Here is a 22,623-nt window from a genome sequence, read left to right on the forward strand (position 1 = left end):
AGGTTAGTGTCCGTTAACGCCGAAGGGCCCGGTGCTGTTGCTCACAGCACCGGGCCCCTTCAGACGTACGAGCGGAGGATTACTTGATCCACTCCGACCAGTCCATGTTCCAGCCGTTGAGGCCGTTCTCCGGCTTGATCTGCTTGTCCTTCGAGTTCTTCACGACGACCACGTCACCGATGATCGAGCGGTCGTAGAACCAGGCGGCCGGCATCGAGCTGTTGCCCGCGCCCCGCGCGTCCTGGAGGCCGACGCAGCCGTGGCTGACGTTGGCGGAGCCGAACGTGCCCGCCGAGGCCCAGTAGTTGCCGTGCACGAAGGTGCCGGACTGGGACAGCCGCATCGCGTGCGGGACGTCCTTGATGTCGTACTCGCCGCCGAAGCCGACCGTGGCCCCGTTCATGCGGGTCACCTTGTACTTCTCGCTGATGACCATCTGACCGTTGTACGTGGTCGTGGAGGGCGCGCCCGCGGTGATCGGGATCGTCTTGATGATCTTGCCGTCGCGCTCGACCTTCATCGTCTTGGCGCTCGCGTCGACGGTGGAGACCTGACGGCGGCCGATGGTGAAGGTGACCGTCTTCTTCTGCTTGCCGTAGACGCCCGGGCGTCCCTCGACACCGTCCAGGTTGAGGTGCACGGTCACCTTGGTGCCCGCGGCCCAGTAGTTCTCCGGGCGGAAGTCGAGGCGGTCGTTGCCGAACCAGTGGCCCTCGATCGGCACGGACGGCTCGGCCGTCACCTTGATGGCCTTCTCGACGGCCTCCGGGTCGGTGATGCCCCGGGTGAAGTTGATGGACACCGGCATGCCGACGCCGACGGTCGAACCGTCCTCCGGCGTGTAGTGGCCGATGAAGGTGTTCTTCGGGACGAGGGTGGTGAAGGTGGTGTCCTTCGCCGACTCGCGGCCCTCGGCGTCCTTCGCGATCGCGTGGACCTTGTACTGCGTGCCCGCGGCCAGGTGCACGGCCGGCGACCAGCTGGCGCCGTCCGCCGCGATCTTCCCCTCGACCGCGGTGCCCTTGGAGTCGGCGACCGTGACCGTGGTCAGCTTGCCCTGCGCCGCGGTGACCTTGAGGACCCCGCTGGTGGCGACCGAGTCGGCGCCGTCCTTCGGAAGGATCGTCACGACCGCCTGGGAGGCGGCGTTCTCCTGCTTGCCGCCGCCCTGGGCGGCCGGTCCCTGGCCCCCCGTGCCGCCGCCGTTCGCCGTCTCACCGCCGCCGCAGGCGGTGAGCACCAGGAGCAGCGCTCCTGTCGCCAGGGCCTGCAGCCTGACTCCCCCGCGTCGGCCGCGCCGCGCCGTCGCTCCGACCGATGCCCCCGATATCGGCTGCCCGTTCACTGTGGTCTTCTCCCCTCGCACGGCCCGGCACCGCCCGGCCCCACCCCCGTGCGCATCCACTCGCGCACACGGCGATAGATAATCACACCGCAGGACACGAAAGATCCTCGCGAATGTCACCGTTCCGTCCCGATCGACCTGCTAAGACAACGAAAGAGGCCGAAAGCTCCGGGCGGTACGAGGGGGACGAAGGGGGTCAGCCCAGTGCGGAGCCGGCCTTCCACCGGTTCCACTCCATGTTCCAGCCTCCGAGGCCGTTGTCGGGAGCGACCTTTCGGTCACGGGAGTTGACCACTTCCACCACGTCGCCGATGAGGGTCCGCTCGAAGAACCAGCCCGCCGGGGACTCGGCGCTGCCGCCCTTGTCGTCCCGGAGGCCGATGCAGCCGTGGCTGACGTTGGCGGAGCCGAAGGTGCTCGGCGCGGCCCAGTAGTTGCCGTGCAGGAAGGTGCCCGAGTCGGTGAGACGGATGGCGTGCGGCACGTCCTTGATGTCGTACTCGCCGCCGAAGCCGACCGTGGCCCCGTTCATCCGGGTCACGTCGTACAGCTCGGTGACGACCATCTTCCCGTTGTACGTGGTGGTCTTCGGCGCTCCCGCGGTGATCGGCACGGTGGCGAGGACGTCACCGTCCCGCCTGACCTCCATGGTGTGGGCGGCGGCGTCGACCGTGGAGACCTGGGAGCGGCCGACGGTGAAGCCGACGGTCTTGCGCTGGATGCCGTACACGCCGGGTGCTCCCTCGACGTCCCGCAGGCCGAGTTCGACGGTGACCTCGGTGCCCGGCTGCCAGTACGCGGCGGGGCGGAAGTCGAGCCGCTCCTTGCCGAACCAGTGGCCGACGACCTCCACCGGCGGCACGGAGGTGATCCGGATGGCCCGCTCGACCGCCGCGCGGTTCTCGATCGGCATGTTGAAGCCGAAGGAAACGATCATGCCGGTGCCGACAGTGGAACGGTTCTCCGGCTTGAAGTAGCCGATGAAGCGGCTCTCGGGCACCACGGTGGTGAAGGTGGTGTGCCGGGCGGAGCGGCGGCCGTGCGCGTCGAGCGCGACGGCGTCCACACTGTACTTCGCGGCCAGCGCGAGGCGGGTCTCCGGCCGGGGCCGCCAGCGCAGTCCGTCGGCGGAGATCTCCCCGGCGACCCGGGTCCGTCTGCCGTCCTCCACCTGGACGACGGTCACCCGTTCGAGTCGCCCGCTGTCCACCTTCACCTCGACCGGGCCCTCGGCCGGCAGCCCCCGGCTGCCGTCCTCCGGGCTGACCCGGATGACGTCGCCGGGGGCCCGTGCCTTGCCCGGCAGGCTGATGTCGATCCCGCCTCCGCCGTCCGGCGCCGTGCAGCCCACGAGGCCCGCCAACAGTCCCGCCACCGCGAGGGCGTACCTCGCCCGCTTCCATACAAGTGTCACGCTCGGCCCAACGACAGCCACCCTCCAGGGGAAACGTGCGTGCGGGTCATGTTGGGAGCCGGGCCGTCCGGGCAGAACAGGGGGAGAACCACGCGCGGGAGCGGCGGCCGGGACGCCGCCACTTCCCCGGGTGCGGGCCCGACGAGCCGCTGGAGGCCGGGACGGTGACGAGCACAGCCGAGCAGGAGGCGGTACCTGACCATGCTCCGGAGCGGGCCGGGCCGCCCGTGTGGCCGGGCGCGCCGATGCCGCTCGGCGCCCGCTGCCGGGTCGGCCCCGACGGGGTGACCGGCACCAACTTCGCCCTGTGGGCGGGCGGGGCGGAGGCGGTCGAGCTGTGCCTCTTCGACCCGGACGGGACGGAGACGCGGCTGCCGCTGACGGAGCTGACGCACGAGATCTGGCACGGCTTCGTGCCGGGGATCGGGGCCGGGCAGCGGTACGGCTACCGGGTGCACGGCCGCTGGGACCCGTGGACGGGGGCCCGCTGGAACCCGGCGAAGCTGCTCCTCGACCCGTACGCGCGGGCCGTCGACGGCGACTTCGCGCTGCCCGCGGAGGTGTACGGACACGTCCGGGACTGGCCGCAGCAGCATGTCGCCGACACCGTCCGCGACGAGCGGGACTCGGCGCCGTACGTCCCGAAGGGCGTCGTCGTCCAGGACGACGACGACTGGTCCGACGACCGCAGGCCCAAGACGCCCTGGCAGGACTCGGTCATCTACGAGCTGCACGTGAAGGGCTTCACCCGGCTCCACCCGGGCATCCCCGAGCGGCTGCGGGGCACGTACGCGGGTCTGGCGCACCCGGCGGCGATCGAGCACCTCGTGGGCCTCGGGGTGACGGCGGTGGAACTGCTCCCGGTGCACCAGTTCGCGCACGAGGACCACCTCCTCCGGCGGGGTCTGCGCAACCACTGGGGCTACAACTCGATCGGCTACTTCGCCCCGCACGCCGGATACTCCTCCTCGGGGACGACCGGACAGCAGGTCGGCGAGTTCAAGCGGATGGTGCGGGCGCTGCACGCGGCCGGGATCGAGGTCATCCTCGACGTCGTCTACAACCACACGGCGGAGGCCGGCGAGCTCGGCCCCACACTCTCCCTGAAGGGCATCGACAACCGCGGCTACTACCGCCTCCAGTCCGACGCCCGCCGCTACACGGACTACACGGGCTGCGGCAACACCCTGCACGTCGTGCAACCGCAGGTCCTGCGGCTCATCACCGACAGCCTCCGCTACTGGGTCACGGAGATGGGCGTCGACGGCTTCCGCTTCGACCTGGCGGCCGCCCTGGCCCGCTCGATGCACGACGTCGACATGCTCTCCCCGTTCCTCGCGGTCATCGCCCAGGACCCGGTGCTCCGCCGGGTCAAGCTCATCGCCGAACCCTGGGACGTGGGCAACGGCGGCTACCAGGTCGGGGCCTTCCCTCCGCTGTGGACGGAGTGGAACGACCGCTACCGGGACGCCGTACGGGACTTCTGGCGCGGCGCGCTGCCCGACGTACGGGACCTCGGCTACCGGCTGTCCGGCTCCAGCGACCTGTACGCCTGGGGCGGACGCCGGCCGTACGCCTCCGTCAACTTCGTCACCGCGCACGACGGCTTCACCCTGCGGGACCTCGTCACGTACGAGCGCAAGCACAACGAGGCCAACGGCGAGGGCAACCGCGACGGCACCCACGACAACCGCTCCTGGAACTGCGGGGTGGAGGGCGAGACCGACGACCCCGGCATCAACGGCCTCCGGCTCCGCCAGCAGCGCAACCTCCTCACCACCCTGCTCCTCTCCACCGGCGTCCCCATGCTGGTCGCCGGCGACGAGATGGGCCGCACCCAGGGCGGCAACAACAACGCCTACTGCCAGGACAACGCCACCGGCTGGGTCGACTGGACCCTGCCCGACGACCCCGGCCGGGCCCAGCTCCTCGCCCTGACCCGCAGGCTGCTCGCCCTCCGCCACGACCACCCGGTCCTGCGCCGCCGCGCCTTCTTCTCCGGCCGCCCCCAGGGCGCGGACGGGCTGCGGGACCTGGCCTGGTTCACCGCGGAGGGCACCGAGATGACGGAACCCGACTGGTACGCGCCCACGGCCACGCTCGGCCTCTATCTGTCGGGCCGCGACATACCGGGCCGGGACGAGCGCGGCGAGCAGATCACCGACGACAGCTTCCTCGCCGTCCTCCACGCGGGCCCGCGCCCCCTGGACTTCCGCCTCCCCGGCGCACCGTGGGCGGAGACGTACGAGCTGGTCGTCGACACGTCCCGCGAGGACCAGTCGGCCCCACCGGGCACCCTCCACCGCGGCGGCGACACGCTGGTCGTGGGAGCCCGCTCGATGGTCCTGCTCCGGGTCGGGGGGTGAGCGACCCGGGTCACGAGCGGCCCAGGATCCCCCGGTCGTATCCGGCGGCGACGGCGGACGCCCGGTCGTTGACCCCCAACTTGCCGTAGATGTGCGTGAGATGGGTCTTCACGGTGGCCTCGCTGATGAAGAGCTCGGCGGCGATGGCCCGGTTGGCGGTGCCCTTGGCGACAAGGGCCAGGATCTCGCCCTCGCGGGCGGAGAGCGCGGTGACGGCGGCCGGGGCGGCGGGCGTGCGGACGGCGGTGACGAGGCGGGTGGCGACGGCCGGGGAGAGGACGGTCCGGCCGTCGGCGGCGGCCCGCACGGCCCCGAACAGCTCCTCACGCGGGGCGTCCTTGAGGAGGTAGCCGGTGGCGCCCGCCTCGATCGCCGGGAGCGTGTCGGTGTCCGTGTCGTACGTGGTGAGGACGAGGACCCGGGCGCCGCGCCGGGTGAGCTCGGCGATGGCGTCGACGCCGTTGCCGCCGGGCATGCGCAGGTCCATGAGGACGACGTCCGGGTCGAGCCGCAGGGCGAGTTCGACGGCCTCGTGGCCGTCGGAGGCCTCGCCGAGGACGCGGAATCCGGAGGCGGCCGCGGTGAACATGCCGCGCAGGCCGTCCCGTACGACGGGGTGATCGTCGACGATCAGCAGGGTGATCTCGCTCATGGTGCGGCCCACGGTACGCGAGCGGAGATCGCGGTGCCTTCGCCGAGGGCGGTCTCGACCGTGACGGAGCCGGCGAGGCGCTCGGCCCGGGCCCGCATGCCGTCGAGTCCGAACCCGCCGCCCGTGGAGCCGCGTTCGGGGAGGGCGAGCGGGTCGAAGCCCCGGCCGTCGTCCCGTACGTCGAGGGTGATCTCGTCACCCATGTAGGAGAGGGTGACGCCCGCCCGGGTCGCCCCCGCGTGGCGTGCGGCGTTCGACAGGGCCTCCTGGGCGATCCGCAGCAGGGTGGCGGCGACCTCGTCGTGCGGCGGCCGCACGGTGCCGGTGACCGTGAACCGGGTGTCGACGCCGCTGTGCTCGGCCCAGTCGGCGACCGTCCTGCGCAGGGCGTCGTCGAGGGTGTCGTGGGCCAGGGCGACCGGGCTCAGGTTCCGCACCGAGCGGCGGGCCTCGCCGAGGCTGTGCCGGGCGAGGTCGGCGGCCCGCCGCAGGTGGACGTCGGCGCCGGCCCGGTCGGGGAGGGCGTGGGCGGCCTGGAGCTGGGTGATGACCCCGGTGAGGCCCTGGGCGATGGTGTCGTGGATCTCGGCGGCGAGCCGGCGCCGCTCGTCGGCGATCCCGGCCTCGCGGGCCTGGAGGAGGAGCTGGGCCTGGAGGGTGGCGTTCTCGGCGAGGGCCCGTTCGAGGCGCTCGTTGGCGCGGGCGAGTTCCGCGATGGTCGCGGCGCGCTCGGCGGCCTTCTCCGTCTCCTTCGTGCCGAGGTGGGCGAAGGCCATGACGAGGCAGGCGTTCAGGGCGAACAGCCCGCCGAAGGCGAGCCAGTGCACGAGGGAGGCGGGCGGCAGACCGCCGGACTGGGAACCGGCCATGGTGACGGCGGTGACGAGGAGCCCGGCCCGGGTGAGGCGGTGGGGCAGCAGGTGGACGGCGTCGAAGTAGCCGGCGCAGGCGTAGATCGCGAAGAACGGGTTGAGCCAGCTGAGCGCGAAGGCGAGGGCGGTACGGAGGACGAAGAAGGTGACGGAGGCCGGCCCCGGCGCCCCCGGCACCAGCACGGGTCCGGTCCCCGGCCGTTCGGGCCCCCACCCGGCGGCCGCGACCACCCTGGAGCACCGGCGGTCCCACGCCACGTGGAGGAGGAGCACCGCCGCCACCAGGACGCCGGCCGTCACCGTCTCCGTACGGTCCATGAGCAGGTCGGCCGAGGCCCCGGCGATCACGACGGCGATGCCGAGCAGTCCGAACGGCCCCCAGCGGATGAACTGGCGCCAGCGCTCCTCGACGGTGGTGGGCACCCCGCCGCCTCCTCTCCTGTCACTCCCAGCGGAACCAGCGCACCGACGCGGCGGTCAGCACGGTCGTCCACAGGGCCAGTACCCCGAGCGCGGCCCAGCCGGGCCAGCCGCCCCTCACGGCCGAGTCGAGGGCCTCGGATGCGGCGCCGAACGGGGTGAGTCCGACGATCCGCTGCAGCGTATCGGGCATGGCCTGGACAGGCACCCAGACTCCGGCCGTGAACATCGCGGGGAACGCGACGGCCGAGCCGACGGCGTAGGCGATGCTCTGGGTCCGGGAGACCGCGCACACGGTGGCGCCGAGGGCCAGACCGGCCGCCACGGTGAGGAGCAGGGCGAGGACGTACCCCGCGAGGTTGCCCGGCAGGCCGACGCCGAAGGCGAGCCGCCCCACCGTGATCACCAGCACCGCGGAGACCAGGGTGGCCGCGGCGTACAGCACGATCTGGGCGGTGAGCAGCGCCGCGGGCCGGACCGGGGTGGTGGACATTCGGCGCAGCACGCCGCGTTCCCGGTAGCCGGCGAGGACCGCGGGCATGGCCTGGACCGCGGCCATGATGAGGGCGAAGAGAACGGAGACGGGGACGTAGAGGTCGATGACGCGTCGCCCGCCGAGGTCCTCGGACGCCTCCCGGAAGGAGGGGATCAGACCGAGGATCACGATCAGCACGGTCGGCGAGGCCATCACCCAGAACAGGGTGCCGGGTTCGCGGGTGAAGAGGCGGACCTCGGTCCGCAGGACGGCGGCGGCAGGGCTGGTCGTACTCATCGGAGTTCGGCTCCCGTCAGGTCGAGGTAGGCGTCGTCGAGGGTGGCGTCGGCGACCCGGAGCTGCCCGGCCGTGACGCCCCGGCGGGCGAGGAGGGAGACGAAGGCGGCGACGGTCTCCTCCGTGCCGCTGACGACCGTCCGGCCGTCCGCCGTCGCGACGGAGGCGGCTCCGGGCAGGGCCCGCAGCGCCTCCGCGTCGAGCGCGGTGTCGGCCGCGAAGGAGATCACCTTGGCTGCGGCGGCCCGCCCGATCAGCCCCTCGGGGGTGTCGAGCGCGGCGATCCGGCCCTGGTCGAGGACGGCGATCCGGTCGCAGAGACGCTGCGCCTCCTCCATGAAGTGGGTGACGAGCAGCACCGTCACCCCGTCGTCCCGGATGGACTCGACGAGCTCCCAGACCTCCCGGCGGGCTCGTGGGTCGAGGCCGGTGGTGAGTTCGTCGAGGACGACGATCCGCGGGTCGCCGATCAGCGCGAGGGCGATGAGGAGCCGCTGCTTCAGGCCGCCCGACAACTTCCCGAACCGGCTCCTCAGATGCGGCAGCAGCCCGAGCCGCTCGGCGAGGGCCTGCCGGTCGGCAGGCCGCTCGTAGAAGGAGGCGTACAGGTCGAGCGCCTCCCGGACGGTCAGTTTGGCCTGGAGCTCGCTCTCCTGGAGCTGGACGCCGAGCACCCGGGTGAGTTCGGAGCGCCGGCTCGCGGGGTCGTACCCGCAGACCTGCACCCGGCCCTCGTCGGGGGTCCGCAACCCCGCCACGCACTCCACCGTGGTGGTCTTGCCGGCGCCGTTGGGCCCGAGGATCCCGAAGACCTCGCCCTCACCGACCTCGAACGTCACCCCGTCGACGACCTTCCGGCCGCCGTACGACTTGTGCAGTCCCCGCACCTCGATCACTGTCATGCCCCAAGGCTGTCGGCCGGGGCGCGGCACGGGTATCGGCCATCTCGCTCGTCGTGGACATCAACCGATCGGTTGATGGGCGGTACGACTCACGGCCGTCCGGCGCCTGCGCCCTTCCGGCCGATCGGTGGCCGGAAAACAGGATGAGACGTGTCAGTGGTGAACCGTATGGTCGGGCCTGATGCCCGAGAAACCTGTCGCCCCAGCGCCCCCCGCCCCCGATTCCCGCGACGGCCATGACGACCACGCCGCTCACGCCGACCACGCCCACCACGCCGCTCACGCCGATCGCGCCGATCGCGCCGATCGCGACCGTTCCGCGGTGCGGACGCTGCTCCGTCTCTGGCCGTACGTGCGGCCCGTGCGGGCGCGGTTGTTCACGGCCGCGTTCGTCGCGATCGTCGCGTCCTGTCTGTCGCTCGTCATCCCGCTCGTACTGAAGTGGCTGGTCGACGGGCCGGTCGCGGACCGGGACCCGGGCGGCGTGTGGCTGGGGGCGCTCTACCTCCTGCTGCTCGGCATCGCCGAGGCGGTGCTCTTCGGCTACCGGCGATGGCTGGTGGCCCGCCCCCTGTCGGGGGTGGAGGCGAGGATGCGGGCCGATCTGTACGGCAGGCTCCAGCGGCTCCCGATCGCCTTCCACGACCGGTGGGCCTCCGGCCAGCTGCTCTCCCGGGGCACGACCGATCTCATGCTGGTCCGGATGTTCCTGGCCTTCCCGCTGACGTTCCTGCTGGTCAACGCCGTGACGATCCTCGCGGGTTACGTCCTGTTGCTCGCCCAGGACTGGTCCCTCGGGCTCGTCCTCCTCACCCCGGTCATCCCGCTCGTCATCGTCTGCTCGATCTTCGAGGGCCGGTACGGGGTGGTCGCGCGCCGCGCCCAGGACCAGGTGGGCGATCTGACGACGGTCGTCGAGGAGAGCGTCCTCGGCATCCGGATCGTCAAGGGCTTCGGCCGCCATCGCAGCCAGGCGACGGCCTTCCGCGAGCTCTCCGGCCGACTGCGCGGCACGGAACTCGTCAAGGCCCGGCTGCTCGCGATGATCTGGGCGGTCATCACCTTCGTACCGGAGCTGGCCATCGGGGCGGCCCTCGTCCTCGGCACGGTCCAGGTGGCGGACGGGGACCTGTCGGCGGGCACGCTCGTCGCGTTCCTGTCGACGGCCCTGGCGCTGCGCTGGCCGGTGGAGTCGATCGGCTTCCTGCTGGCGATGAGCCAGGAGGCGGCGACCGCGACGGAACGGTACTTCGAGGTGATGGACGCCGAGGAGGAGCCGGACACCGCCCCGGCTGCCCCGGCTACCCCGACTGCCCTGGGCGCGAAGGCCGCCCGGGGCGCGACGGCCGGCGGTCCGGGCGGCGTGCGCTTCGAGAGCGTGTCGTTCCGCTACCCGGACGCCCCGGCGGACTCCCCGCCCGTCCTCGACGGCATCGACCTGCACATCCGCCCCGGTGAGACCCTGGCCCTGGTCGGCGGCACGGGCTCCGGCAAGACCACGCTCACCGCCCTCGTACCGAGGCTGCACGAGGCGACGGGCGGCCGCATCCTCCTGGACGGCGAGGACATCGCCCTGATGGAACGGGAGCGGCTGCGGTCCCTGGTGTCGATGGCGTTCGAGGAGCCCACCCTCTTCTCCGCCAGCGTCGGGGAGAACGTCCTGATGGGCGCGGACGGAACGGCGGGCGAGCCGGAACTGCGCCGCGCCCTCGGTGTGGCGCAGGCGGACGGCTTCGTCGAGCGGCTGCCCGACGGCGCCGCGACCCAGGTCGGCGAGCAGGGCCTGAGCCTGTCCGGCGGCCAGCGCCAGCGGCTCGCCCTGGCGAGGGCGGTCGTCGGCCGCCCCCGTTTCCTGGTCCTGGACGACCCCCTGTCCGCGCTCGACGTCCACACGGAGGCCCGCGTGGAGGCGGCCCTGCGGGAGGTCCTGCGGGACACCACGGCACTCGTCGTGGCGCACCGTCCGTCGACGGTGATGCTGGCCGACCGGGTGGCGCTGCTGTCCCGGGGCCGGATCGCGGCCGTGGGCACCCATCACGAACTGCTGCGGAGCAGCGAGGAGTACGCCTGGCTGATGTCCGGCGAGATGTCCGGTGACACATTCGACGACATGTCCGGCGACATGTCCGGCGACGGCGAGGGCGGGGACCGATGACGGAACAGCAGACCAGCGACCCCTTCGACCGCGACGACCTCCCGGCTCCCCCCGGAGCGACGGGCGCCCTGCTCCGCTCGCTCCTCTCGACCCACCGCCTGCGGGTCGCGACGGCCGCCCTGGTGCTCCTCGTCAAGGAGGGCGCGATCCAGGCCGGTCCCCTCCTCGTCGCGTACGCCATCGACGAGGGCGTCCCCGCCTTCCGTGCGGGCGACCACGGCCCCGTGCTCGCGGTGGGCCTCGGCTACCTCCTCTGCGCGGCGCTCTCGGGCCTCCTCCAGTACGTCTTCGTCCGCGGCGCCGCCCGCGTCAACCAGGACGTGCTGCTCGATCTGCGCGGCCGGATCTTCCGCCACTCGCAGATCCTCAGCGTCGACTTCCACGAGCGGTACACCTCGGGCCGGCTGATCTCCCGCTCGACCACGGACGTCGAATCCCTCCGGGAGCTCCTCTCCGAGGGCCTGCAGGAGCTGATCGGCGTCGTCCTCTCCTTCGTCTCGATCTCGGCGATCCTCCTCTACCTCGACCTGGGCATCGGCGCGGTCGCCGTGGCCTCCTTCCTCCCCCTCTCCTTCCTGGTGCGCGTCTACCGGCGACGTGCCGGAGCGGTGTACGCCGAGCGCTCCACGGCCATCGCGGGCGTGATCGTGAAGTTCGCGGAGACGATGAACGGCATCCGTCCGGTACGGGCGTTCCGCCGGGAGCGGGTCAACAACGCCGAGTTCGCGACGCTCAACCACCGGCACGAGCGCAGCAACGGCGACGCGCTCCTGGAGATGGCCCGCTATGTCGTGGGCTCGCGGCTCGTCGCGAACACGGCGGTCGCCGGTATGTGTCTCTGGGGCGCCTACCGGGTGGCCTCGGGCTCCCTGGAGCTGGGCGTCCTGGCGGCGGCGGTCCTGTACATGCGGCGCCTGTACGACCCGATCGACCGGCTGGGCATGTTCCTCAACTCGTACGAGTCGGCCGCCGCGTCCCTCGCCAAGATCGCGGGCCTGCTCGCCCAGGAACCCGGAGTCCCCGAGACGACCGACCCCCGCACGCTGCCCGCCCGCACGGGCTCCCCGGGGCGCGAGGTCACGTTCGACAAGGTCCGCTTCGCCTACCGCACCGGCGGCGAGGTCCTGCCCGCCTTCGACCTGACGATCCCCGCCGGCCAGACGGTGGCGGTGGTGGGGGCGACGGGCGCGGGCAAGTCCACCCTGGCGAAACTCCTGGCCCGCTTCTACGACCCCACGGACGGCGCGGTGCGCCTGGACGGCGTGGACCTCCGCGACCTGACCACCCCGGACCTCCGCCGGGGCATCGTCATGGTCACCCAGGAAGCGTTCCTCTTCTCGGGAACGGTCGCCGAGAACATCGCGATCGGCCGCCCGGACGCGACCCGCGAGCAGATCGAGGACGCGGCCCGCGCGATCGGGGCCCATGACTTCATCAAGGGGCTGCCGGACGGCTACGACACGGACGTACGCAAGCGGGGCGGCCGCATCTCGGCGGGCCAGCGGCAGCTGGTCGCCTTCGCGAGGGCCCTGCTCGCGGACCCGGCGGTCCTGATCCTGGACGAGGCCACCAGCTCGCTGGACGTCCCGGGCGAACGGGCGGTGCAGCGGGCCATGGACACGGTCCTGGCGGGTCGTACGGCTGTCGTCATCGCCCACCGTCTGTCCACGGTCGAGGTCGCGGACCGGGTCCTGGTGATGGAGTCGGGTCGGATCGTCGAGGACGGTGCGCCCTCGGACCTGGTCACCGATGAGGGCCACTACGCGGGGCTGCACCAGGCTTGGCGGGAGAGTCTGGTGGGGTAGTCGACCGCTCAACGCAGTGGGGGACGTGGAGGGGGTCGCGTTCGGGACGTAAAACGTGATGTGTGGCGCGACCAGAGCGTTCAGCAAGAACTGCTCCCGATGCGCCGTAGATCATGAGTCCCGAATGCGGCCCCCGGAACGGCCCCCACGGCACCACCCACGGGTTTCAGCCCCGCGCCCGCCGCAACAGGACCAGCGACAGCGCGGCCGACGCCACCATCAGCACGGCCGCGCCGACGGCGACCACCCCCATCGCCTCCACGAACGCGGTGCGTGCGGCGTCCAGCACCGAGGGCCCGGAGGTCAGCGCCCCGCCCAGGGTCTCGCGAGCCGCGGGCGGCGCGGACGCGGGCATCGCGCCGGTGTAGACCGCCGCCCCCAGGGTGCCCAGGAGTGCCATGCCGAGTGCTCCGCCGAGTTCGGCTCCCAACTCCAGCACCGCGGCGGCGGACCCCGCCCGCTCGGGTGGCGCGGCGCCGAGAGCCAGTTCGTTGGCGAGCGTCATCGCGGACACCAGCCCGCCGGCGTAGACGGCACCCGCCACGAGCACCACCCAGAGGGGCGTGGCGCGGTCGATGCCGGCGAGCCAGGCGAAGCCGGCGGCGGCCACGAGGAACCCTCCGGCCATCACGTACGCCCGGTCGGTCTTCTGGGCCAGCGCCGCGGCCGCGGGCGCTCCGGCGAGCACGCCCACGGTCGGCACCAGGCTCCAGAGCGCCGCCTCGAACGGGCTCTGGCCCAGGACGGACTGCAGGTACTGGGTGAGGAAGACGGCGAAGCCGACCGTCGCCGCCATCGCCAGCAGGTTGGCGAGGACGGAGCCGCCGTAGGCCCGGTTCCGCAGCAGAGCGAGGTCGACCATGGGATGGGCGAGCCGGGCCTGTCGGCGGACGAACAGCAGACCGGCGAGCAGCCCCACGGCCACACCGCCCGCCGGAAGGGGCGCCCAGCCGTCCTCGGCCAGTTCCTTGATGCCGTGGATGAGCGGCAGCAGCGCGCCGAGCGAGAGGGCGGCGCTGAGGACGTCGAACCGGCCGGTGACGGCCGGTCCCTTGGACTCGGGCAGCAGCAGGGGGCCCAGGACGAGGAGCAGGGCCATGGCCGGCAGGTTGACGAGGAAGACGGACCCCCACCAGAAGTGCTCGACGAGCGCGCCGCTGACGACGGGCCCGAGGGCGATGCCGCTCGCCATCACCGAGGTCCACAGGGTGATGGCCTTCGCGCGCTGTGCCGGGTCGGTGAACAGCACCCGGAGCAGGGCGAGCGTGGCGGGCATGAGGCAGGCCCCGGCGACGCCGAGCAGCGCACGGGCGCCGATCAGGGCGCCGGGGCTCTGGGCGTAGGCCGCGGCCACGGAGGCGACACCGAAGAGCGCCGCGCCGCCGAGCAGGACCTTGCGGCGCCCGACGCGGTCCGCGAGCGCGCCCATGGTGACGAGGAGCCCGGCGAGGACGAAGCCGTAGACGTCGAGGATCCAGAGTTGTTCGGTGGCTCCCGGCCGCAGGTCGGCGCTGACGGCGGGGATGGCGAAGTAGAGGACGGAGACGTCCATGGAGACGAGGAGCAGCGGCAGCATGAGGACGCCGAGGGCGGTCCATTCACGGCGGCCGGCGCGAGCGGGGCCGGGTCCGGTGGCGGGCTCCGGCTGTGCGGTGAGTGTCATGCGGAGGAGGGAAGCAGCGAGGTGCGTACGGTGCCAGTCCCGCCCTAGTGCACCTGGAATCCTCGCGGGGAAAGGGCAGTTCAGGGGCGCGTACGCCCCTCTTGGTGCACTAGTACACTCCCGCCATGACGACGCAACCGCCCTACCTCGCGATCGCCGCCGAGCTCCGTCGCCGCGTACAGGTGGGCGAGTTGGGACCGGGGGACCGGCTTCCGTCGACGCGGGCGATCACCCGCGAGTGGGGCGTGGCCATGGCGACGGCCACGAAGGCACTCGCGGTGCTCCGCCAGGAGGGCCTGGTCCGGGCGGAGCCGGGGGTGGGCACGGTGGTCGTGCCGGCGGCGAAGGGCGCCCGGGCGGCGGGCGGGGACCGGGCGGCAACTCCCCTGGCCCGCGCGGAGATCGTCGCCGCGGCTCTCGCACTCGCCGACGCGGAGGGTCTGAACGCCCTGACGATGCGCAGGGTGGCGGCGATGCTCGGCGTCTCGACCATGGCCCTGTACCGCCATGTCCCGGGCAAGCCGGAGCTGATCCGTCTGATGACGGACGCGGTCTGTGGCGAGGTCCCGCTCGGTCCGGTGCCGGCGCACTGGCGGACGGGTCTGGAGCAGGGCGCGCGCTGGTTGCGTGACGTGTACGCCCGGCACCCGTGGCTGGCGCACGCGATGGCCTCGTTCACGCGGCCCGTGGCGACGCCGAACGCGATGGCGTACACGGAGTGGATCCTGCGGGTGCTGAGGGGCACGCCGCTCACCCCCATCCAGAAGCTCCACACCCATCTGACGGTCTTCGCCTACGTCCAGGGGCTGTCGATGGCGGACGATCTGGAGGAGCAGGCCCGACAGGATTCGGGCATCTCCGACAGCGAGTGGATGGAACAGAACGAGCCACGATTCGACGCGATCCAATCGGGTGGCTCGTACCCGGAGTTGGCCTCGGTGACGAGCGGCGGCGGGTTCGGTCTCGATCTGCGGACACTCTTCGAATTCGGGCTCGGGCGAACATTGGACGGCATCGCGTCCTTGATCGACGAAACGTCCGGTTAACGAACACGGCCTTACGGGCAGCGGACGATTTCCGGCCAACTTCCCGACGCACTCCTGACAGGTCCCCGTCATTCCTGTCACTCTCTCCCCGGCTCTTCGCACCAGAGTTCGCTGCTTCACCCGAACGAGTCCGCGCCATATGAACGTGCTCCACAGCTCTGCTTGCTCCGCCCGGACGGGCCGACCCAGTCCGCCGGTACCCCCCTCGCAAGAAGGAGTCTGCGTGAGATCCACGCCCAGCCGTCGCGCCACCGCGACCGGCGCTCTGATCGCTGCCGCCGCCATGCTCGCCGTGAGCGTCCAGTCGGGTGCCGCCACCGCGGCGGACGCCCCCTGGAGCATCGCCCCGAAGGCCCAGCAGGGCACGTCGGCGAACCCAGGCAAGCTCCCGGCCGACCTCACCCCCGCCGAGCGCACCGCGCTCATCAAGGCGGCCGACGCCGACAAGGCCGCCACGGCCAAGGAACTCGGCCTCGGCGCCCAGGAGAAGCTGGTCGTCCGTGACGTCGTGCAGGACCGCGACGGCACGACCCACACGCGCTACGAGCGCACCTACGCCGGACTGCCCGTCCTGGGCGGCGACCTGATCGTCGCCGAGACCAAGGCCGGCGCGACCACCGGGGTCACCAAGTCCTCCCGCGCGGAGCTGAAGAACGTCGACCTCAAGGCCACCGTCGCCCCGGCCGCCGCCGAGAAGCAGGCCGTCGGCCTCGCCGCGGCGGAGGGCTCGAAGGAGACGGACGCCGAGCGCGCCCCGCGCAAGGTCGTCTGGATGGCCTCGGGCGCCCCCGTCCTCGCGTACGAGACCGTCGTCGGCGGCCTCCAGCACGACGGCACCCCGAACGAGCTGCACGTCGTGACGGACGCCAAGTCCGGCGCGAAGCTGTACGAGTGGCAGGCCGTGCACACCGGCACCGGCAACACCCAGTACAGCGGCTCGGTCACCCTCGGCACCGCGCCCTCGTACACGCTGACCGACACGACCCGCGGCAACCACAAGACGTACAACCTCAACCGGGGTACGTCCGGCACCGGGACGCTGTTCTCCGGCTCCGACGACGTCTGGGGCGACGGCACCCCGTCGAACCTGGAGACCGCCGGCGCCGACGCGCACTACGGCGCCGCCCTCACCTGGGACTACTACAAGAACGTGCACGGCCGCTCCGGCATCCGCGGTGACGGCGTCGGCGCGTACTCCCGGGTCCACTACGGCAACGCGTACGTCAACGCCTTCTGGCAGGACTCCTGCTTCTGCATGACGTACGGCGACGGCTCGGCCAACGCCAAGCCGCTCACGTCCATCGACGTGGCCGCGCACGAGATGACGCACGGCCTCACGTCGGTCACCGCCGGCCTGGTCTACAGCGGCGAGTCCGGCGGCCTCAACGAGGCCACCTCGGACATCTTCGCGGCGGCCGTCGAGTTCTACGCCAACAACACCCAGGACAAGGGCGACTACCTGGTCGGCGAGAAGATCGACATCCGCGGCAACGGCACCCCGCTGCGCTACATGGACAAGCCGAGCAAGGACGGCTCGTCCAAGGACGCGTGGTACTCGGGCATCGGCTCCATCGACGTCCACTACTCCTCGGGCCCGGCGAACCACTGGTACTACCTGCTCTCCGAGGGCAGCGGCGTCAAGACCGTCAACGGCGTGAACTACGACTCGCCGACCTCCGACGGCCTGCCCGTCACCGGCATCGGCCGTGACAAGGCCTCGCTGATCTGGTTCAAGGCGCTCACCACCAAGTTCAACTCCTCCACCAACTACGCCGGCGCCCGCACGGGCACCGTCGCGGTCGCCACGGAGCTGTACGGCGCCGGCAGCCCCGAGGTCCTCGCCGTCCAGCACGCCTGGGCCGGCGTCAACGTCGGAACCCGCCCCGGCACCACCGAGCCGCCCACCGGCAAGGTCTTCGAGAACACGGCCGACGTGTCCATCCCGGACAACGGCGCCGCGGTGACCTCCACGGTCAACGTCACGGGTGTCGCGGGCAACGCGCCCTCCACCCTCAAGGTGGACGTCAACATCGTCCACACCTACCGCGGTGACCTCGTCGTCGACCTCGTCGCCCCCGACGGCTCGGCCTACAGCCTGAGCAACCGGTCCGGCGGCAGCGCCGACAACATCGTCCAGACCTTCACCGTGAACGCCTCCTCCGAGGTCGCCAACGGCGCCTGGAAGCTCCGCGTCCAGGACAAGGCCTCGATCGACACCGGCTACATCAACAGCTTCAAGCTCACCTTCCCGTAGGCCCGCGAGCCGCTCGACGGATGAGTGAGTAACCCGAGTCACAAGTGCCGGACGCCCGGAGGGAACGTTCCCTCCGGGCGTCCGTGCGTCTGCATACGCTGGACCCATGATCAAGGTGCTGCTGGCCGACGACGAGACGATGATCAGGGCCGGGGTGCGGGCCATCCTCGCCACCGACCCCGGGATCGAGGTGGTCGCCGAGGCCGGCGACGGCCACGAGGCCGTCGAGCTCGCCCGCGAGCACCGCCCCGACGTCGTCCTCCTGGACATCCGGATGCCCCGCCTCGACGGACTCGGCGCGGCCGAGGAGCTGCGCGGGGCCGTCCCGGGCGCGGCCGTCGTCATGCTCACCACCTTCTCCGAGGACGCGTACATCGCGCGCGCCCTCGGCAGCGGCGTCAGCGGCTTCCTGCTCAAGTCCGGGGACCCGCGCGAACTGATCGCCGGGGTCAGGGCCGTGGCGGGCGGCGGCGCCGCCCTCTCCCCCACCGTGGCCCGCCGCGTCATCGACACCCTCGGCGGCGAGCGCCTGGCCCGCGCGGCCGCGGCGCGCGCCCGTCTCGACCGGCTCACCGGCCGGGAGCGGGAGGTCGTCGCCCTGCTGGGCGCCGGGCTCTCCAACCAGGAGATCGCGGACCGGATGTACGTCGTCGAGGGCACCGTCAAGGCCCATGTGAGCGCCGTCCTGGGCCGGCTGGGCCTGCGCAACCGGGTCCAGCTCGCGGTCCTCGCGTACGAGGCGGGCCTGGTGCCCGATGCGTGAGGCACCGCGCGAGCCGGTCCGCGAGCGGCTCTTCGACCTCGGGCTCTGGCTGCTGCTCTGCGTGCCCGTCCTGCTCAGGTCGGACCCGAACGACGGCGGCAGCTGGCTCCAGGTCGCCGTGGGTGTAGTGGTCCTCGCGGGTTGTGTCGCGGTCAGTCGGCGGTGGCCGCTCGTCGCGCTCGGCGCCACGGTCGCGGCGAGCCTGCCCGCCTCCCTGGAGCTGTTCACCCCCTCGTACAGCCTGGCCCTGGTCGCCTTCGGGTACCTCGCGGGGCGGCGCCAGGAGCACACCCGGGCGGCGCTCTGGCTGTTCGGCTCGATCGCGGTCACGGGTCTGCTCCTCACCTCGATCACCCGTACCTCGCTCGGCCAGTGGTTCACGCTGCTGCTCGCGCTCGCCCTCGCCGTCGTCGCGCCCTGGCTGATCGGCCGGTACGTACGCCAGTACGACCGTCTCGTGCGGAGCGGCTGGCAGCTGGCGGACCGGATGGAACGCGAGCAGGCGGCGGTCGCCGACCGGGAGCGGCTGCGGGAGCGGTCGCGGATCGCGGGCGACATGCACGACTCGCTCGGCCACGACCTGGCCCTGATCGCGATCCGCGCGGGCGCCCTGGAGGTCTCCCCCGACCTCGGCCCCGACCAGCAGCGGGCGGCGGGCGAGCTGCGCCGCGCGGCGGCGGACGCGACGGCCCGGCTGCGGGACATCATCGGTGTCCTGCGCGAGGAGGACGACACCGCGCCGACGAGCCCGGCCGGCGAGACCGTCGAGGAACTGGCGGCCCGCGCCCGCGCGTCGGGGCTCACGGTCACCCTCGCCACGACGCCCGTGCCCACGCTGCCGGGGATGTCGGGGCTCGCCCTGCACCGGGTCGTGCAGGAGGGTCTCACCAACGCCGCCAAGCACGCGCCGGGCGCGGCGGTCTCGATCACCGTGACTCCGGAGGACGACAAGGCGGCGACGGTACGGGTCGAGGTGGTCAGCGGGCCCGGCTCGGGCGGGCCCGACCTCGGGTCCGGCTCCGGCGGGACCGGCCTCGTCGGCCTCGGCGAGCGCGTCCGCCTCGCCGGCGGCACCCTCACCCATCGCGCCACCGAGGACGGCGGCTTCGCCCTGACCGCCGTGCTGCCCCGCACGGCCCCCGCGCCGCTGCCCGCCGCCCCCACCTCGGCCAGGGAACTGGACCGGGCGCGCCGCGAGGTCCGCAAGGGCCTGGCGCGGGCGATCTGGATCCCGCTCGCGCTTCTCGCCGCGCTCGGCGCGCTGATGCTGGGGGTCGCCGCGTGGACGCAGGCCCAGTCGTATCTGGAGCCGGACGACTACGCGAGGATCCGGATCGGCCAGACGCCCGCGCAGCTCGACGAGACCGTCGACGACTGGCCCGAGCACCCGTTGGACAGCGCGCCGCAGGTGGCTCCGCCGGAGCCGCCCGGGATGGACGAGTGCCGGTACTACCGCTCGACGATGCTGGCCGTGGTGCCGGTGTACCGGCTGTGCTTCGTCGACGGGCACCTCGCCGACAAGGCCGAGGTGCCGTGACCGACCGCCGGGCTAGCGGAGCAGCACCCCCGCCCCCGCCCCCGTCGTCTCCTCCGGCAGGGCCACCAGGCCCAGTTCCGCCGGGTGGGCGAGGAGCGGATGGGAGGGGCGGACGCGGACCGTGCAGCCGAAGGAGCCGGTGCGGTCGAGCGCCAGGGTGCCCGCGTACGGCTGCCGGCCCTCCAGGTCCGGGCCGCCCGCCGGCTTCAGCGGGACGGTTCGGGTGTCGGCGAGGGTGTCGTCGGCGTCGACCCGGCCGGTGACGGCCTGCACCTCGACGTCGTCGGGGGTGAGGGCGCCGAGGGCGACCCGGACCCGGACGACCGGTGTCGCGCCGAGCTCCGCGTCGTCGAGGTCGTCCGCGAGGTCGTCGCCGACCTCGACGTGGTCGACGGTCACCTTGGGCCAGGCCTCCCGGACCCGCGCCTTCCAGGCCGCGAGGTCCCGCGCCCGGTCCGGGGTGAGCGCCCGGCGGGCGGCGGCGGCGGGGACGTAGAGCCGTTCGACGTACTCGCGGACCATCCGGTCGGCGAGCACCTTCGGGCCGAGGTCGGTGAGGGTGCGGCGGACCATCGCCGTCCAGCCGGCCGGGACGCCGTCGGGGCCCCGGTCGTAGAAGCGGGGGGCGACCCGGCGTTCGATCAGCTCGTAGAGCGCGGCGGCCTCCAGGTCGTCGCGGCGGTCCTCGTCCGCGGCGGCGGCCCCGTCGGCGGTGGGGATGGCCCAGCCGAAGTCCGGCTCGAACCACTCGTCCCACCAGCCGTCGAGGACGGAGAGGTTGAGGCAGCCGTTGAGCGCGGCCTTCATGCCGCTGGTGCCGCAGGCCTCCAGGGGGCGGAGGGGGTTGTTGAGCCAGACGTCGCAGCCGGGGTAGAGGCCGCGGGCCATCGCCATGCCGTAGTCGGGCAGGAAGACGATCCGGTGCCGGACCCGGGGGTCGTCGGCGAAGCGGACGAGTTCCTGCACGAGCCGCTTCCCGCCGTCGTCGGCGGGGTGGGCCTTGCCGGCGACGACGAGCTGCACGGGCCGCTCGGGGTGCAGCAGCAGCGCCCGCAGCCGGTCCTTGTCCCGCAGCATGAGGGTGAGCCGCTTGTACGAGGGGACCCGGCGGGCGAAGCCGATGGTGAGGACGTCGGGGTCGAGGACGGAGTCGGTCCAGCCGAGTTCGGCGGCTGCCGCTCCGCGCTGCCGCCAGGAGGCCCGCAGCCTCTCCCGTACGTCGGTCACGAGCCGTTCGCGCAGGGTGCGGCGGAGTTCCCACAGCTCGCGGTCGGCGGGGTCGGGGCCGAGCCGGCCGACCTCGGGGGCGACCCAGGTGGGAGCGTGGACGCCGTTGGTGATGGAGGTGATCGGCACCTCGTCGGCGTCGAAGCCCGGCCAGAGCCCGGCGAACATGGCCCGGCTGACGGCCCCGTGGAGGGTGGAGACGCCGTTGGCGCGCTGGGCGAGGCGCAGGCCCATGGCCGCCATGTTGAAGAGGCCGGGCTCGCCGCCCAGCGGGGTCTCGTCGCCGAGGGCGAGGACCTTACCGGTGTCGACGCCGGGGAGCGCGCCGTCCTCGCCGAGGTGGCGGGCGACCAGGGTGCGGTCGAAGCGGTCGATGCCGGCCGGGACGGGCGTGTGGGTGGTGAACACGGTTCCGGCGCGCACGGTCTCCAGGGCGCTGTCGAAGTCGAGTCCCCCGCCCTGGAGTTCGCGGATGCGTTCGAGGCCGAGGAAGCCGGCGTGGCCCTCGTTGGTGTGGAAGACCTCGGGCGCGGGGGTGCCGGTGAGCCGGGTGTACGTACGGACGGCGCGGACGCCGCCGATGCCGAGCAGCATCTCCTGGAGGAGCCGGTGCTCGCTGCCGCCGCCGTACAGCCGGTCGGTGACGCTCCGTTCGCCGGGCGCGTTCTCCTCGACGTCGGAGTCGAGCATGAGGAGGGGGACGCGGCCGACCTGGGCGATCCACAGGTGGGCGTGCAGGCTGCGCCCGCCGGGCAGGGCGAGGGTGATCCGGGCGGGGGCACCGTCGGTCTCGCGCAGCAGGGTGACCGGCAGCTCGCCGGGATCGAGGACGGGGTACTGCTCCTGCTGCCAGCCGTCCCGGCCGAGGGACTGGCGGAAGTAGCCGTGCCGGTAGAGCAGTCCGACACCGATGAGCGGGACGCCGAGGTCGCTGGCGGACTTGAGGTGGTCGCCGGCGAGGATGCCGAGGCCGCCGGAGTACTGGGGCAGGGCGGCGGTGACGCCGAACTCGGGCGAGAAGTAGGCGACGGCGGCGGGCGCGTCGGCTGTTCGTTCGGAAGCCCGCTGGTACCAGCGGGGGGCGTGCAGGTAGGTGTCGAGGTCCTCGGCTGCGGCCCGGAGCCGGGCCAGGAAGTCCTGGTCGGCGGCGAGCGCGGCGAGCCGGGGGCCTTCGAGGGCGCCGAGGATCCGGACGGGGTCGGTGCCGCCGGACGGCGCCGCCGGGCCGGGAAGTTCGAGCGATTCGAAGAGGGCGCGGGTGGGTTCGTGCCAGGACCAGCGCAGGTTGTGCGCGAGGTCGGCGAGGGGTCGAAGGGTGTCGGGGAGGACGGGACGCACGGTGAATCGACGGATTGCCTTCACGCGTTCCACCTTCGCAGGCGAGTACGGAGCGGAGTGGACGCACCACGCTGTGCGTCCGTCGTTCCGCT

The 22,623-nt window shown here is 72.7% G+C and carries 15 protein-coding genes; 7 read left to right on the forward strand and 8 right to left on the reverse strand.

All coding sequences use genetic code 11. The features are described 5' to 3' along the window. Positions 1-79: 79 nt before the first annotated feature. Together N5875_RS11875 and N5875_RS11880 are read right to left on the reverse strand one after the other, a co-directional pair. Positions 80-1,345: an Ig-like domain-containing protein gene (locus N5875_RS11875; protein ID WP_318207798.1), complete on the reverse strand. Its 1,266-nt coding sequence runs from the start codon at positions 1,343-1,345 to the stop codon at positions 80-82. Positions 1,346-1,541: 196 nt separating this feature from the next. Then, entirely contained in the window at positions 1,542-2,696 is a 1,155-nt protein-coding gene (locus tag N5875_RS11880; RefSeq protein WP_318207963.1) for an Ig-like domain-containing protein, read from the reverse strand. Between the two features lie 308 nt (positions 2,697-3,004). Here N5875_RS11880 and glgX point away from each other — a divergent pair, with 308 nt between their 5' ends. Further along, entirely contained in the window at positions 3,005-5,125 is a 2,121-nt protein-coding gene (gene glgX / locus N5875_RS11885; RefSeq protein WP_338499153.1) for a glycogen debranching protein GlgX, read from the forward strand. A gap of 10 nt (positions 5,126-5,135) precedes the next feature. On the opposite strand, the gene N5875_RS11890 is transcribed toward glgX, so the two are convergent. From N5875_RS11890 to N5875_RS11905, 4 genes are read right to left on the reverse strand one after another with little or no spacing between them, the layout of a single operon-like run. Continuing rightward, a complete protein-coding gene (locus N5875_RS11890; RefSeq protein ID WP_338493513.1) occupies positions 5,136-5,777 on the reverse strand; it encodes a response regulator transcription factor in 642 nt (213 codons plus the stop codon). Then, positions 5,774-7,072, reverse strand: coding sequence for a sensor histidine kinase (locus N5875_RS11895; RefSeq protein WP_318207800.1), 1,299 nt, complete (start codon positions 7,070-7,072; stop codon positions 5,774-5,776). Before N5875_RS11895 ends, N5875_RS11890 begins: the two co-directional genes overlap by 4 nt. Positions 7,073-7,091: 19 nt before the next feature. Further along, a complete protein-coding gene (locus N5875_RS11900) occupies positions 7,092-7,841 on the reverse strand; it encodes an ABC transporter permease (RefSeq protein ID WP_318207801.1) in 750 nt (249 codons plus the stop codon). Continuing rightward, positions 7,838-8,743 (reverse strand): ABC transporter ATP-binding protein, encoded by a 906-nt coding sequence (locus tag N5875_RS11905; protein ID WP_318207802.1) that lies wholly within the window; start codon positions 8,741-8,743, stop codon positions 7,838-7,840. Before N5875_RS11905 ends, N5875_RS11900 begins: the two co-directional genes overlap by 4 nt. Positions 8,744-9,065: 322 nt before the next feature. Here N5875_RS11905 and N5875_RS11910 point away from each other — a divergent pair, with 322 nt between their 5' ends. Both N5875_RS11910 and N5875_RS11915 read left to right on the forward strand, forming a co-directional pair. Continuing rightward, complete coding sequence (locus N5875_RS11910) at positions 9,066-10,898, forward strand: ABC transporter ATP-binding protein (RefSeq protein WP_318207965.1); 1,833 nt, start codon at positions 9,066-9,068, stop codon at positions 10,896-10,898. Then, entirely contained in the window at positions 10,895-12,703 is a 1,809-nt protein-coding gene (locus tag N5875_RS11915) for an ABC transporter ATP-binding protein (protein WP_338493515.1), read from the forward strand. Before N5875_RS11910 ends, N5875_RS11915 begins: the two co-directional genes overlap by 4 nt. 166 nt (positions 12,704-12,869) lie before the next feature. Here the strand turns inward: N5875_RS11915 and N5875_RS11920 are convergent, their stop codons facing one another. Beyond that, positions 12,870-14,366: an MFS transporter gene (locus tag N5875_RS11920; protein ID WP_338493516.1), complete on the reverse strand. Its 1,497-nt coding sequence runs from the start codon at positions 14,364-14,366 to the stop codon at positions 12,870-12,872. A 125-nt stretch (positions 14,367-14,491) separates the two neighbouring features. Here N5875_RS11920 and N5875_RS11925 point away from each other — a divergent pair, with 125 nt between their 5' ends. The 4 genes from N5875_RS11925 (at position 14,492) to N5875_RS11940 (ending at position 19,966) form a co-directional block, all read left to right on the forward strand. After that, positions 14,492-15,412: a TetR/AcrR family transcriptional regulator C-terminal domain-containing protein gene (locus N5875_RS11925; RefSeq protein ID WP_318207805.1), complete on the forward strand. Its 921-nt coding sequence runs from the start codon at positions 14,492-14,494 to the stop codon at positions 15,410-15,412. Between the two features lie 223 nt (positions 15,413-15,635). Next, the gene (locus N5875_RS11930) at positions 15,636-17,666 is read left to right on the forward strand and encodes a M4 family metallopeptidase (protein ID WP_318207806.1); all 2,031 of its coding nucleotides are present in this window, start codon (positions 15,636-15,638) and stop codon (positions 17,664-17,666) included. Between the two features lie 106 nt (positions 17,667-17,772). After that, positions 17,773-18,429 (forward strand): response regulator transcription factor, encoded by a 657-nt coding sequence (locus N5875_RS11935; protein WP_338493519.1) that lies wholly within the window; start codon positions 17,773-17,775, stop codon positions 18,427-18,429. Then, entirely contained in the window at positions 18,422-19,966 is a 1,545-nt protein-coding gene (locus tag N5875_RS11940; protein WP_338493520.1) for a histidine kinase, read from the forward strand. Before N5875_RS11935 ends, N5875_RS11940 begins: the two co-directional genes overlap by 8 nt. A gap of 12 nt (positions 19,967-19,978) precedes the next feature. On the opposite strand, the gene glgP is transcribed toward N5875_RS11940, so the two are convergent. Continuing rightward, positions 19,979-22,555, reverse strand: a complete 2,577-nt coding sequence (gene glgP, locus N5875_RS11945) for an alpha-glucan family phosphorylase (protein WP_318207809.1) — start codon at positions 22,553-22,555, stop codon at positions 19,979-19,981. Positions 22,556-22,623: the final 68 nt, after the last annotated feature.

It is taken from the genome of Streptomyces sp. SJL17-4 (assembly GCF_036826855.1).
Classification (GTDB): Bacteria; Actinomycetota; Actinomycetes; order Streptomycetales; family Streptomycetaceae; genus Streptomyces.

Bases quoted from the DNA above. Each gene is read 5' to 3' on its own strand.
- N5875_RS11920 (WP_338493516.1), bottom strand. From the start codon at position 14,366: ATGACACTCACCGCACAGCCGGAGCCCGCCACCGGACCCGGCCCCGCT.
- N5875_RS11905 (WP_318207802.1), bottom strand. From the start codon at position 8,743: ATGACAGTGATCGAGGTGCGGGGACTGCACAAGTCGTACGGCGGCCGG.
- N5875_RS11935 (WP_338493519.1), top strand. From the start codon at position 17,773: ATGATCAAGGTGCTGCTGGCCGACGACGAGACGATGATCAGGGCCGGG.
- glgX (WP_338499153.1), top strand. From the start codon at position 3,005: ATGCCGCTCGGCGCCCGCTGCCGGGTCGGCCCCGACGGGGTGACCGGC.
- N5875_RS11915 (WP_338493515.1), top strand. From the start codon at position 10,895: ATGACGGAACAGCAGACCAGCGACCCCTTCGACCGCGACGACCTCCCG.
- N5875_RS11940 (WP_338493520.1), top strand. From the start codon at position 18,422: ATGCGTGAGGCACCGCGCGAGCCGGTCCGCGAGCGGCTCTTCGACCTC.
- N5875_RS11890 (WP_338493513.1), bottom strand. From the start codon at position 5,777: ATGAGCGAGATCACCCTGCTGATCGTCGACGATCACCCCGTCGTACGG.
- N5875_RS11900 (WP_318207801.1), bottom strand. From the start codon at position 7,841: ATGAGTACGACCAGCCCTGCCGCCGCCGTCCTGCGGACCGAGGTCCGC.
- N5875_RS11925 (WP_318207805.1), top strand. From the start codon at position 14,492: ATGACGACGCAACCGCCCTACCTCGCGATCGCCGCCGAGCTCCGTCGC.